Origin of the sequence: Collinsella aerofaciens, assembly GCF_041537385.1 — a bacterium.
Lineage (GTDB): Bacteria > Actinomycetota > Coriobacteriia > Coriobacteriales > Coriobacteriaceae > Collinsella > Collinsella aerofaciens_BV.
The window spans coordinates 131,509-145,424 of the sequence record NZ_JBGORS010000002.1 but is presented as its reverse complement, the minus strand read 5'-3'; the positions used below and the strand labels follow the sequence as shown (position 1 = coordinate 145,424).

At 59.2% G+C, this 13,916-nt stretch carries 9 protein-coding genes; 8 read left to right on the top strand and 1 reads right to left on the bottom strand.

Going from position 1 to position 13,916, the window contains the following annotated elements; translation table 11 throughout:
* The 3 genes from ACEG18_RS04050 to ACEG18_RS04040 are packed head-to-tail and all read left to right on the top strand — an operon-like array spanning nucleotide 1 to nucleotide 1,946.
* Nucleotides 1–738, top strand: coding sequence for a CpsD/CapB family tyrosine-protein kinase (locus ACEG18_RS04050; RefSeq protein WP_055309657.1), 738 nt, complete (start codon nucleotides 1–3; stop codon nucleotides 736–738).
* Nucleotides 739–755: 17 nt separating this feature from the next.
* Nucleotides 756–1,406 carry a tyrosine-protein phosphatase gene (locus ACEG18_RS04045; RefSeq protein WP_022094060.1) on the top strand — a complete coding sequence of 217 codons (651 nt, stop codon included), beginning with the start codon at nucleotides 756–758 and terminating at the stop codon, nucleotides 1,404–1,406.
* 39 nt (nucleotides 1,407–1,445) lie between these two features.
* Nucleotides 1,446–1,946, top strand: a complete 501-nt coding sequence (locus ACEG18_RS04040) for a GNAT family N-acetyltransferase (protein WP_372541355.1) — start codon at nucleotides 1,446–1,448, stop codon at nucleotides 1,944–1,946.
* 333 nt (nucleotides 1,947–2,279) lie between these two features.
* Here the strand turns inward: ACEG18_RS04040 and ACEG18_RS04035 are convergent, their stop codons facing one another.
* A complete protein-coding gene (locus ACEG18_RS04035) occupies nucleotides 2,280–3,392 on the bottom strand; it encodes an IS110 family RNA-guided transposase (RefSeq protein WP_372541353.1) in 1,113 nt (370 codons plus the stop codon).
* A 316-nt stretch (nucleotides 3,393–3,708) separates the two neighbouring features.
* On the opposite strand from ACEG18_RS04035, the gene htpG reads away from it, so the two are divergent.
* From htpG to ACEG18_RS04010, 5 genes are all read left to right on the top strand, one after another.
* Nucleotides 3,709–5,733: a molecular chaperone HtpG gene (htpG, locus tag ACEG18_RS04030; RefSeq protein ID WP_372541351.1), complete on the top strand. Its 2,025-nt coding sequence runs from the start codon at nucleotides 3,709–3,711 to the stop codon at nucleotides 5,731–5,733.
* Between the two features lie 492 nt (nucleotides 5,734–6,225).
* Nucleotides 6,226–8,991: a YhgE/Pip family protein gene (locus tag ACEG18_RS04025; protein WP_372541350.1), complete on the top strand. Its 2,766-nt coding sequence runs from the start codon at nucleotides 6,226–6,228 to the stop codon at nucleotides 8,989–8,991.
* Complete coding sequence (locus ACEG18_RS04020; protein ID WP_372541349.1) at nucleotides 8,992–11,181, top strand: YhgE/Pip family protein; 2,190 nt, start codon at nucleotides 8,992–8,994, stop codon at nucleotides 11,179–11,181.
* A gap of 339 nt (nucleotides 11,182–11,520) precedes the next feature.
* On the top strand, nucleotides 11,521–12,504 hold the full coding sequence (locus ACEG18_RS04015; protein ID WP_372541347.1) for a DMT family transporter: 984 nt from the start codon (nucleotides 11,521–11,523) through the stop codon (nucleotides 12,502–12,504).
* A 115-nt stretch (nucleotides 12,505–12,619) separates the two neighbouring features.
* Nucleotides 12,620–13,915, top strand: a complete 1,296-nt coding sequence (locus ACEG18_RS04010) for a M20 family metallopeptidase (protein WP_372541346.1) — start codon at nucleotides 12,620–12,622, stop codon at nucleotides 13,913–13,915.
* The last annotated feature ends 1 nt before the right edge of the window (nucleotide 13,916 follow it).

The following is a 13,916-nucleotide window of genomic DNA, read 5'->3' as shown; positions in this document are numbered from 1 at the left end:
ATGGCTAAGGCAAAGAACACCGATAAACTCGTTGTACAGAATGCCGCCAAGACCCTTCTGGCCAACATCCGCTTTGCGAGCGTGGACGACCCCATTCGCACCATCACCGTTACCTCCTCGATTCCCAACGAGGGCAAGTCTACGGTTTCCATTAACCTTGCTCAGGCAATCGCCACGAGCGGCAAGTCCGTGCTTCTGGTCGAGGCCGATATGCGCCGCAGGTCCCTTTCCGATATGCTCGGCGTTCGTTCGCGCGGCGGACTCTATGCGGTCCTTTCCGAGCAGATCTCCATTGACCAGGCAATTGTCGAGACGGGTCAGAAGAACTTCTACTTCCTCGATGCCGAGCCGCATATTCCCAATCCTGCCGACATCATCGTCTCTCACCGCTTTGCCAAGCTGGTAAAGGCGCTGTCCGCCAAGTTCCAGTACGTCATCTTTGATGCTCCCCCGGTCGGCACCTTCATCGATGCTGCCGAGATTGCCAGCCTGACCGACGGCACGCTGTTCGTGGTGCGTGAGGATTTCACCAAGCGCGAGGAGGCGCTCAACGCCATCGGTCAGCTAAAAAAGTCCGAGAAGGTCAAGCTCATCGGTACCGTTATGAACTACTGCGAGACCGAGACCAGCGAGTACTACTACTCCTACTACACCAAGGACGGTAAGAAGGTGAAGAAGGGCTCCGACGATCAGGGGACTTCCAAAAAGGGCATCTTCACCAACCGAGCAAACGTTTAGTTGATTAAGGCTGACCTATGCGTGACATTCATTGCCATATCTTGCCGGGTGTAGACGACGGCGCCGCCGATCTCGATGAGAGCTTGGCGATGCTCGAGGCTGCCAAGCGGGCTGGTGTAACCAGAATTGTTTGCACTCCTCACTGCCGTGATCCCTATTTTGATTACGACAAGATGTGGGATGCCTTTGAGCTGCTGCGCGATAACGCTGACGGTTTTCCGCTCCAGATGGGCTTCGAGGTCAACCATCGAAAGCTCGTTGAGCTTGGTATCGATGCCGCGGAGCACTTGCATTTCGATGGGACCAACGAGTTTCTGCTCGAGCTTTCGACGCATGCCGATGCGTATGCGTTTAGAGAGTACGAGAACACGATTTACGATTTGCAGTGCCGTGGCTACCAGGTGATCATCGCTCATCCTGAGCGCTATCGTGCGGTTCAAAAGGATGTAAGCGTGGCGGAGCGCCTGGTCGATATGGGCTGCAAGCTGCAGGCTTCGGCGGACTTTATTGCCGGCGGTCGCTTTGGTCGCGAGAAAAAGCCGGCACAGCGCCTGTTCGATCAGAACCTGTACAGCTTCATCGCGAGCGATGCCCATAACGTGGGTCATTACGATTGCCTGGCGAAGGCTCGCGCGAAGTTTAGCGTGCGCGGAGCTCATTTTCGCTAAAATCTGTCCCTAACGTTCGCATTGAATGAAAGGGCAGCCATGGATATCCAACTTAAGACGGGATGCTTTGATGACGCGGCGTTGGTGCGCCGCGTCATTTTTATGGACGAGCAGGGCTACGAGAATGAGTTCGACGCTATCGACGAGGATCCGAACTGCATTCATGTGACGCTCTATGTAGACGGCGAGCTTGCCGGTTGCTCGCGCGTGTTTCCCGAAGAGCTTGAGCGCGCGGCTGACGCAGAGGCTCCGGTGTCGCCGGCGTGCGACTTGGACGAAGGTGTCGCGGCGGGGGAGACCTACATTATGGGGCGCGTGGCCGTGCTGCCGAGCATGCGCCGTCGCGGTTTGGCGAGCAAGATTGTCGAGGCCAGTGATACGTGCGCGCGTGATGCCGGCGCCAAGCTCATTAAGCTGCATGCTCAGGAATACGTGCTGCCGCTCTATGCCAAGGCGGGCTACACGCAGATTGCCCCGGTGGACTACGAAGACGAGGGCCAACCCCATGTCTGGATGGCCAAGCGCGTAGATGGCAGATAGGGACGTTCCTTTTAATATGAGCAGGACATTGTCAAGAGGCAAAATCGGGCCTGGCCCCAACGATATGGGGTCAGGCCCTCTCCCTATATCAGCCCGTCCGCGGCGACCTCGGCGTGTCTTACCGACGCTCGTCTTTGCAGTTTAATATCCGCCCGCGGCGATCTCTCGCTGGGCAATCCGTTGCTACGGCTGAGGCTTCTACGTCGAACCGACAGTCTGTGCACGCGTGTGGCGCCCTGGGCGCTCGCAGAAAAGGGACCTGAGGTTCGCCTCAACGGCTTCGGATCGAACCGCTTCCGGGGTGATCGGCTTATGTGCGGGGGACCGGCCCCCCTACGCCTCCTCGGCCATGAGGCCGACCGCCCATACCCAGCAGGCGAGCTCGCGCGCCGTGGCCACGTTCGCCTTGTTGCCGTGGACCCCGCGCGCGAGCAGCGCCTCCCGCCTCTCGGCCAGCCTCCGCACGCCCTTGGCGGCATGCCTCCGGGCGCCCCGGTCCGGGGCCTGGCCCTTGGCGAGGTCCTTCGGCCGCCCCGAGCACGTCAGGTAGTGCCACGCGGCCTCGACCAGCGCCTTCCTCAGGTGTTTGTTGCCTGCCTTGGTGATCGCGCCCCTGCGGTCGCTCTCCCCGCTGGAGTGCTCGGAGGGCGTCAGGCCGACCCACGCCGCGAACGAGCGGGCATTCCTGAACCTCGAGAACTCGCCGGCCTCGAACACGAGGTCGGCGGCGGACGCGGTGTCTACGCCCTTGAGGCAGCGCAGGGAGTCGACCCTCTTCCTCCACCTGGGCTTGCGGGCCTCGGCCTCGACGAGCCCCTCGAGCCTCGCCTTCTCCTCCGCCGCCCGCCTGACCGCGTCGACGTAGTAGGCGAGCACGTCGTTGTCGGCCCTCTCCGCGAACCTTATCGACTCGATCCAGGACCAGTGCGCCCGGGTCCAGTTGCCCTTCCTGCGGCCGGTGGGCGTCCTCTCGTCGAAGGCGAGCCCGTGCCTGAGCAGGAACTTGGAGAGCCGCTGCTTCGAGCGCGAGAGGTCGTCCCTCGCGTCCTCGAGCGCCCTGGTCAGGTCGCGGGCGGCCTCGCACTCGTCGTCGGGGACCCACACCTCGACCACGTTGCCGACCGACAGCATGCGGGCGAGGAACTCGGCGTCGTTGCGGTCGTTCTTCCTGCGCCTGTCCGCGCTGGGCTTGATCATCTTCGAGACGGCGCCGACCACGCAGTCGACCCCCAGGCCGGAAAGCCTCTTCTGCAGGTCGAAGCCCGTGACCCCGGACTCGTACACGCACCTGGCCCTGGGGTCCACGGAACGGACCCACTCCGCGACGGCGCCGGCGTCGTAGCCGAAGGTCGCGGCACGTACCTCCCCGGTCATGACGTCGAGGGAGACGGCCTTTATCGAGCGGGCGTGGACGTCGAGGCCGATGAAGGTGGTAGTATCGAGCATGGGAGCCCCTTCCATGAATGCGGCGTGGCCGCCACGGTTGGATTAGACACTCACCATTGTCGGCCTAATCCGCGGTCTTTCATGCAGCAGGGGCTCTCAATGTTTTTATGTCCTGCTCATATCGTCTCTGCCGGCAGTTGGGGACGCTCCTTGGCAATTGGCGCATCGGAGCGCTTAGACATACAGTTTTTCGATTCCGTATGTATATATGCGCGCTAATGGGTTATAAAATCTAAGTCTGAACATAGCAGGTCTGCGATTCGGCTCGGGCGACCGGGCCGTTTTTGCGGACGGGGGTAGCGCGAAAGGACTGCACATGCGTCAATTTAAGACCGAGAGCAAAAAACTGCTCGACCTCATGATCAACTCCATCTACACCAATAAGGAAATCTTCCTGCGCGAGCTTATCTCTAACGCGAGCGACGCCGTCGACAAGCTCAACTTTAAGAGCCTGCAGGATCCGAGCGTCAAGATCGACCAGGGCGACCTGGCTATTCGCGTTTCCTTTGATAAAGACGCCCGCACCATTACCATCTCGGATAACGGCATTGGCATGACCGCCGAGGAGCTCGAGCGCAATCTGGGCACCATCGCCCATTCCGGCTCCGAGGAGTTTAAGACCGAGAACGCCGAGCAGCAGGGTTCGGATGTCGACATCATCGGCCAGTTTGGCGTGGGCTTCTACTCGGCTTTTATGGTCGCCAGCCATGTGAAGGTCGTCAGCCGCGCCTATGGCGAGGATGTCGCCCATGTGTGGGAATCCGACGGTCTTGAGGGCTACACCATCGAGGACGGTGAGCGCGCCGAGCACGGTACCGATGTCATCCTGACGCTGCGCGAGAACGAGAAGCTCGATGCCGACGGCGAGGCCGAGACCTACGATCGCTTCCTGACCGAGTGGGGTCTCAAGAGCCTGATTCAGCAGTACAGCAACTATGTGCGCTACCCGATTCAGATGATGGTGTCCAAGAGCCGCCAGAAACCCAAGCCCGAGGACGCCGGCGACGATTACAAGCCCGAGTACGAGGACTACCAGGAGCTCGAGACCGTCAATTCCATGACACCGATCTGGAAGAAGCGCAGCTCCGATGTCGAGCAGAAGGACTACGACGAGTTCTACAAGTCCACGTTCCACGACTTTGACGATCCTGCGCGCACCATCAGCTTCCATGCCGAGGGCACGCTCGAGTACGATGCCCTGCTGTTTGTGCCGGGCCGCGCGCCGTTCGATCTGTACAGCAAGGATTACGAGAAGGGTCTGGCACTCTACAGCTCCAACGTCCTGATCATGGAGAAGTGCGACGACCTGCTGCCCGACTACTACAACTTTGTCCGCGGCGTCGTGGATTCCGCCGATGTGTCGCTCAACATCTCGCGTGAGACGCTGCAGCAGAACCGTCAGCTCAAGGCCATCGCCAAGCGTGTGGAAAAGAAGATCACCGCCGACCTTGAGGATATGCGTGACAACGACCGCGAGGCCTACGAGAAGTTCTTTGAGAACTTTGGCCGCGGTCTTAAGTACGGCATCTACTCGAGCTATGGCATGAAGGCCGATGAGCTCGCCGATCTGTTGCTGTTCTGGTCTGCCAAGGAACAGAAGATGATTACCCTGGCCGAGTATGCCAAGGGCATGCCCGAGGATCAGAAGGCCATCTACTACGCCGCCGGCGACTCGCGTGAGCGCTTGGCCAAGATGCCCGTGGTAAAGGGCGTGCTCGACCGCGGCTATGACGTGCTGCTGCTGACGCAGGACGTGGATGAGTTCACCTTCCAGGCTATGCGTGAGTACGTTGCCGCCGATATGCCCAAGATCTACGAGGACGATGCCGCCCGCGAGGCTGCCGAGAAGGCCGTGGCCGATGGTGCCGAGCCCGAGGTTGAGGATCGTCACCTGGAGCTCAAGAACGTCGCAACCGGTGATCTTGACCTGGCGACCGAGGACGAGAAAAAGGAGGCCGAGGACGCCACCAAGGAGAACGAGGACCTCTTTAACGCCATGAAGGAGGCACTCGGCGACAAGGTCGAGAAGGTTGCCGTCTCTGCGCGCCTGACCGATGCTCCCGCGTGCATCACCACCGAGGGCCCGCTTTCGCTCGAGATGGAGAAGGTGCTCCAGAAGGGTCCCGAGGGCGCGCCCGACGGTATGCCCAAGAGCCAGCGCGTGCTCGAGCTCAACGCCAAGCACCCGGTCTTTGCCAAGCTCGTCGCTGCTCAGAAGGCGGGCGACACTGACAAGATCAAGCTGTACTCAGGCTTGCTCTACGATCAGGCCCTGCTGGTCGAGGGCATCCTCCCCGAGGACCCCGTGGCCTTCGCGGCGGCTGTTTGCAACTTGATGTAGTTAGGTAGTTACGCGGTTTTACCAAACCGCGTAACAGCTCGACGCTGCCCTCAGTTCCGCCGTTCTAACGAACGGCGGACCAGTCGACGCTGCGCGGGCGCCAGAGCGACAACTTGTCATTCAAAGAGGACGGCATGACCAGAAGGTCTATGCCGTCCTCTTTTCATGCCAATTTGTTCGCTCTGGCGCCCGCTCGCTGGCATTGCCAAAACATCGACGTTGCCGTGGTCCTAAGTAGTCATTGGGGACGTTCTTGTTTGACTAGTCGTTTAAGAACGTCCCCGATGACTATTTGAATTGCTAATTTGTGCGGGTTGTGGTTTTGTGACCTGCTGAAATTAAAGATACTGTACAACTGTACGCTAACTCATCTTCGTAGTATATTGCTACCCGCAAAACTCAATACCATTGTGCTCTGAGACGCTAAAGCGCCTACGTACAATGGTTGTCGATAGTACGATTCGATTCAACGACAGGATGGATGGTCCAAGCGTGAGTCTCGGCAGCAAACTATCCGATGCAAAGGTCTCCTTTGCGATATTCAAGCGCGACATTAAGCGACTGCTCGTGAACCCCGTCGCCTTAGTGGTTACCATCGGCGTGTGCGTTATTCCCTCGCTGTATGCCTGGTACAACATCGTGGCCAACTGGGATCCGTACGGAAACACCCAGGGTATCAAGATTGCCATCGCCAACAACGATCAGGGCACCCAAAACGACCTGGTGGGCGAGCTCAACGCGGGCGACAAGGTCGTCGATCGGCTCAAGGAGAACGATCAGCTGGGCTGGACCTTCGTCGATTCGGCGGCCGATGCCAAGGAGGGCGTCGAGAGCGGTGAGTACTATGCGGCCATCGTAATCCCCAAGAACTTCTCGGATAACCTGGTTTCGATGCTCGACGGCAACTACCATCAGCCCAAGCTTACGTACTACGTCAATGAGAAGAAGAGCGCCATTGCGCCCAAGGTTACCGACACCGGTGCAAGCACCATCGAGGAGCAGATCAACTCGGAATTTGTCTCCACAGTGGGCGAGACCGTTGCCAGCATCGCCAAGGATGCCGGGGTCGATTTAAAGGACAAGGCAACCCAGACTCAGAATTCGTTGGCTGGTTCGGTATCAGAGGCATCCGGTACCTTGGGTGAGGTGCGCGATTCGATTGGCGACATGAATGCCGCCATCGATAAGACGAGCGGTTCCATTGCCTCGGCTGATGCCGCGTTGGCGGGCCTGCAGGGTCAGACGCCCTCTCTAACGCAGGCAATCGCTCAGGGCAATGACCTGCTGGGCGAGGCGCGCGCTACGGCGGGCAACTCTGTCGCCTCGCTCTCCAAGGCACTCTCGGAAGGCAGCCTTGCGCTCACCAAGACGTCAGCCTCCGCGAACGCTGCGATTGGCAAGCTGACGGGCGCGGTCACATCTACGACCACCCGCATCGACAACTCGCTTGAGTCTCTCCAAGCGACGATCGACCACAATAAGGCCGTTATCGGGCACTTGGAAATTCTCGTTAATGACACGTCGACAGGTTCCAAGGAAATTGACGCGCGCATTGTATCGACCATCGATTTGCTTCGAGAGCAGAATGAAAAGCTTCAGAGCATCAAGGACGGTCTGTCTGCGCAGTCGAGCGCCATGGCGAATGACGCCGCGGCTGTCTCGGGTGCCAGCGACGCTATCAATAACGCAATTCAGACCGGTGCGACCAACCTTGGCCAGGCCCAGACGGACCTGGGCCAAAACGCGCTGCCGAAGGCCTCGAGCGCGCTTGATTCCTTTGCCGCCGTCTCGGGTGATCTGACGGGAATCGTGTCTGGCCTCACGCCTACTATTGCAAGTGCGCGCGGTACACTTTCGCAACTCAACGCTACGCTCGGTCAGGCCAAGACCACGCTGTCCCAGACCGATGCCTCGCTTGCCAAGGTCCAGGACAAGCTCGCAACCGCCGCCAACGACATCGCGGCGCTACAGACCTCCGAGTCCATGGGCGAGTTGGCCGACCTGATGGGCGTCGACGTCGATGACGTTGCAGACTTCATGGCATCTCCGGTCGAGCTGACCTCAAAGTCAATTTACCCGGTCAAGAGCTTTGGTTCGGGCATTGCCCCGTTCTATACCAATCTGGCGCTGTGGGTGGGCGGCTATGTGCTCATCGCCATCTACAAGCTCGAGGTCGACCGCGAAGGCATCGGCAGCTTTACCGCGCGTCAGGGCTACTTTGGCCGCTGGTTGCTCCTGGTGATCCTGGGCGCGTTGCAGGCCATCATCGTTACGGTAGGCGATCTGGTGATTGGCGTGCAGTGCGTCAGCCCGCTGCTGTTCGTGCTGGGCGGCATCGCTATCTCATTTACGTACGTCAACATCATTTACGCGCTGTCCACTACGTTTAAGCACATCGGCAAGGCAATCGGCGTCATTCTGGTTATCGTGCAGATCCCGGGTTCGTCGGGCATGTACCCCATCGAGATGATGCCCGGCTTCTTCCAGTGGCTGCACCCGCTGTTGCCCTTTACCTACGGCATCAATCTGCTGCGCGAGACGGTCGGCGGCATGTACTCGTTCAACTATCTGTTTAACCTGTGCATTCTGGGCGTGTTCTTGATCGTGGCGCTCTTTATCGGTCTGCAGCTGCGTCCGCTGCTGCTCAACCTCAACCTGCTCTTTGATAAACAGCTTTCCACGACCGGTATGATGATCTGCGAGTCCAATGACCTGCCGCGCCAGCGCTACTCGCTGCGCACGGCCATGCGTGTCATGCTCGATTCCGATTCGTACCGTCGCGAACTGCTCGATCATGCGGTCGCCTTTGAACATCGCTACCCGTACTACATCAAGGGCGGTTTTGCCGCCGTGGTGGGCGTTCAGGTCCTGCTCTTTGTCCTGTCGACGGTTCTCGATATTGACAATAACGGCAAGATCATCCTGCTTGTCATTTGGATCATCTCGGTTATTGCCATCTGCGGCTGGCTTATCAATATCGAATATATCCGCGCGAGCCTCAATACCCAGATGCGCATCTCGGCGCTTTCGGATGAGGACCTGCGTCGCGAGATGCGCGAGCACACGGCCGCCATTCCTGCTGCCCGCTACATGTTTGGCCTCAACGCCAGCGAGTGTGGTGCCAAGGGCGGCGATCAGTCCACGGGCCGCTTGCCGCATATAGGCTCGCACCATAAATCTCAGGGCAGCGACAGCACAGCCACAAATGATGGAGATACCACCGCGCTTGGCAAGCACTCCAAAGGAGGTGAGGCATAAATGAAGAACATCCTGCATCTGTTTAAGCGCGATGTCCAAAACGTGTCTCGCTCCGTGATCGGCTTGATTGTCGTGATGGGCCTCATTATCGTGCCGTGTCTGTACGCGTGGTTTAACATCGCCGGCAGCTGGGATCCGTACGGCAACACCGGCAATCTTAAGATCGCCGTGGTCAACACCGATGAGGGTTACGAGAGCGATCTGATTCCCGTCGAGGTTAACGTGGGAGAAAACGTGACCGCCACCCTACGCGGCAACGAGAGCTTCGATTGGGTTGTGCTTAACGATCGCGAAAAGGCTATCGAGGGCGTTAAGTCGGGCGCATACTATGCTGCCGTCGTTATCCCCAAAACGTTTAGCGCTGACATGATGACGCTTTTCTCGACCGACGTGAAACACGCCGATATCGAGTTTTACGAGAACCAGAAGGCCAACGCCATCGCGCAGATCGTGACCGAGAAGGGTTCGAGCGCCGTTCAGAACCAGGTTAACGAATCTTTTACCGAGACCATTACGAGCATCGGTCTTAAGACGGTGTCCAGTCTGCTCGATTACATGAGCACCGACCAGGTCAGCAACTTTATCGCCAACCTGTCCTCGACGCTCGGCGATTCGGTCCAGGACCTGCAGGACGTTCAGGCCAGCGCAACGTCGCTTGCGGGCATTTTGAGCTCCACGTCCGATTCGCTGACGTCGGCGGGCGGTATGCTCAAGCAGACCGGTGCCATCGATGAGTCGACAAAGCAGCTCATGGAACATGCCAAAAGCGGCATCGATGATTCCAAAGAAGCGCTTAAGGCGGCAAACGATGCCATCGATGCCGCGATCGATGGAAGCGCGGGCTCGTTCGACAACGTGTCCGCCGAGCTTGCGAAGGCATTCGATGCCGCGAATCAGCATGTTGACCTTACGGTGTCTCAGCTCAACGATGCCGCGGCGGCGCTCAATACACGTGCCGACGATATCGACGCCACGGCCGACCAGCTCCGCGGCTTTGCCGAGCAGGTCAGTGACGAAAAGCTCCAGGAGAGCCTCAAGTCTGTGGCAACATCGCTGAGCAGGATCGCGGTGGAGTATCGCAACAACGCCAAGGACCTGACGGCGACCGCGAAGTCTCTCTCTGACAGCATGGCAGAGGTTAATAAGTCGCGTGCCGAGGTCGATCAGGCAATCGCGGATGCCAAGGCTGGTATCTCGGGCGCCAAGACTGACTACGACTCTACGTTTTCGGCCAAGGCAAAGGAGCTCAAGAAGACCATCTCGGGCGTTTTGGATTCGCTGAACGGTATTTCGAACGATCTGGATAGTGCTGTTGCTGGCCTGACCGACGCATCCGGTTCGCTGGCAAAGGGCCTCTCCAAAGCTGCAAAGCTGGTCAACAAGGCTTCTGATCAGCTGGGCGAGGCGTCGGACAAGATCAGTGCGTTTAAGGACGAGCTCGACGGCGCCTTGATGTCGGATGACCTCGCTACGATCAAGACGATGATCGGCAATGATCCCGAGGGTCTGGCCGTGTCGCTTTCCGGCCCCGTCGCGCTCGATCGCAAACCGGTCTATCCGATCCGCAACTACGGCTCGGCCATGGCGCCGTTCTACACGATTCTGTCGCTCTGGGTCGGCTCGATCGTGCTGGCGGCCATGATGAAGGTGTCGGTTGACGATGAGCTTATCAACGAGCTCATCCCCGTGCGCCTGCACGAGATCTATCTGGGCCGTTACCTGTTCTTTGGCGGTTTGGCTCTGCTGCAGGCAACGCTCGTGTGCGCGGGCGACATCCTGTTCTTTGGCATCCAGTGCGACAACCCGCTGCAGTTTGTGCTGGCGGGCTGGGTCGCGAGTCTCGTGTTCTCCAATATCGTCTACACGCTTACGGTTTCGTTTGGCGATATCGGCAAGGCTTTGGCCGTTGTGCTGCTGGTCATGCAGGTCGGCGGTTCGGGCGGCACGTTCCCCATCGAGATGACCGGTCCTGTGTTCCAGGCGATCTATCCGTTCCTGCCGTTCACTCACGGCATCAACGCCATGCATGCTGCCATGGCAGGCGCCTACCATATGGAGTACTGGGTTGAGCTGGGTATTCTGGCGAGCTATCTGATTCCGTCGCTGGCCCTGGGCGTCGTCTTCCGCCGTCCGGTCATCAAAGCCAACGACTGGATCATCGAAAAGCTGGAGTCGACAAAGCTAATTTAGTGCGGCAACGTTAACGCTGATGTAGCACTAATGCCAGCGAGCGAGCCGCATTTGCGCCAAGGTGACGTGAAATGAAAGGGCGCTGACCTTCTGGTCGCGCCCTTGAAATTGAACGTCAGATTGGCGTGAATGCGGCTCGCGCAGCGTCGGCCGGTCCGCCGTTCGGTAGAACGGCGGAACAAAACGCTTTAGTGGGCTGGATTGCGATGCAACGCCGGTTGTTGCTACAGTAGCGGGGCGTGCCGGGGGTCCGGTGCGCCCCGTTTTTATTTGACCATGAGGCGGCACGCAGCCATACGCGTGCGGACACCACGCCCAGATTGAGTGTGAGGATGTTCCATGGCCCAATACGCTGCCAACGAAATCGAAAACATGCCCGATAGCCCTGTCGCACGGGAGGACCTGGGCGCCGGCGGCACCTCCCGCGGCGCCGGCGCGCGTTCCCCGTTCTTCTGGAAGGTCTTGCTGCTATCGGTGGCGGTCATCTGGGGCTATTCCTTTACCACCATGAAAGATGCGCTCGACACCATTCCGGTGTTCGAACTGCTCTATATTCGTTTTCTTCCGGCTTCGCTGGTTATGTTCGCCATCTTCCACAAACGCATCATCGCGCACTTTAATGCCCGCAACCTTATCGTCGGACTTGGTATGGGCGCACTTATGTGGGGCGCGTACGGTTTGCAGACGATTGGCCTGGCACAGACCACGGCGGGCAAGAGTGCATTTTTGACGGGTACCTATTGCATCCTCGTGCCGTTTGCGAGCTACGTCCTAAGCGGCGAAAATCTTACCCGTTACAACTTGGGCGCCGCGTTGCTGTGCCTGGCGGGCATTGGTCTGGTGGCGCTCGATAGCGTCGAGTTCAATGTCGGCGATGTCATCACACTGGGCGGTGCGGTCTTCTTTGCCATCCAGATGGCGGTGACCGCCAAGTATGGCCGCAAGATGGACATCAACGTCATCACGTTTTGGATGTTTGTGGGCAATGGCGTCTTGAGCTTGGCAACGTCGCTGCTATTCGAGACCCAAGCGCCCGCGTCCGTGTGGACGCCGAGCTTTATCGGTGTGATGGCGTTTCTATCGGTGGGCTGTACGTGTGTGGCTCTGCTCATCCAAAACGTCGGCCTGGCGCATGTCCCGGCCTCAACGGGCTCGCTGCTCCTTTCGATGGAGTCGCCTTCGGGTGTGCTGTTCTCGGTGTTGCTGATGGGGGAGGCGCTCACCTCGCGCCTGCTCGCCGGCTTCGCGCTCATCTTCCTGTCGATTATCTTGAGCGAGACGCATTTCGATTTTTTGCGTCGAAAGCCGCGTCCGCAATTGTAAACAATTTGTTGCGCCGCCTCCCGGGGCGGCATTTTTTATGCGTCGCCCTTAAAGTAGTACCTTGCACTTTACGCTATCAAAGTGCTTGCTGCAAAAACGTTACTGGAGGGCATCTATGGCACCAGCACTGTCCGATCTTCAACCGCAATCAGCGCCCAAGGCCACCGCGGCGGCGCAGACCGCTATCGGTGACGGTCTTGTTGCAGAAGCTCAGGCTTTTGCAGACGAGCTCGCTGCGTGGCGACACGATTTACATCAGATGCCCGAGCTGGGTAATAGCCTCCCGCAGACCTCTACGTATATCCAAGCGCGCCTGACCGAGATGGACATCCCATTTGCTACGCTCGTCGATGGTTCCTGCGTTGTGGGCCTTGTCGGCGCCGGTGCCGCCGCGGCCCAAGGCAATGGCATCTGCACGAATGAGCAGGCCGGTACGGTCATCATGCTTCGTGGCGACATGGACGCCCTACCCGTTGTCGAGGAATCCGGCGAGCCCTTTGCATCCACCAATGGCTGCATGCATGCTTGCGGTCACGATATGCACGCGACGGCGCTGCTTGGTGCGGCGCGCCTGCTCAAGGCCCGCGAGGCCGAGCTCGTCGACGCCAACGCTACCGTCAAACTGCTGTTCCAGCCGGGCGAGGAAACCTTTGAGGGTGCCCGCGCCGCCATCGCCGACGGTCTGCTGCAGAACCCGCGCCCTCAGGCGGCCTTTGCCATGCACGTTAACAGCCAATCGCCGCTCGGCCTGGTGCTCTATGGGAGCCCGGCGCTTTCGGGCGTGTATGGTTTCCGCATCACGCTGCAGGGCAAGGGCGGCCATGGCTCGAGCCCCGAGATCTGCATCGACCCCATCACGACCGGCGTCCATGTGCACCTGGCGCTTCAGGAGCTCATCGCTCGCGAGGTGCCGGCCGCCAAGGAGGTCGCACTGACCGTGGGTAAGTTTGCCGGTGGCCAAGCGGCCAACGTCATCCCGGATACCTGCGTGCTCGAAGGCACGCTGCGCGGCTTCGACGTCGAGCTCATGGCTCACCTAAAGACCCGCATCGCGGAGGTCGTAAACGGCGTTGCTGCAACATATCGTACGTCAGCGACCATCGAGACGCTTTCGGATGTTCCGCCGCTTGTACTCGACAGCGTTATGACTCAGGCGTCGCTTGGCTACGTGGGCGCAGTGCTGCCCAAGGCGGCTTTCTTGCCGCTTTTCCATGCCATGGCGAGTGAGGACTTCGCGCTTATCTCGAGCGAGATTCCGAGTGCGTACTTTACCGTGGGCGCGGCCGTAACCGACACGGACGAGCATTTTGCCCAGCACCATCCCAAGGCACGTTTTAACGATGCCGAGCTGCCGCTCGGTGCTGCGGCTTATACCGCCGTCGCTTTGGGCTATATCGCCGACCACCGGTAGC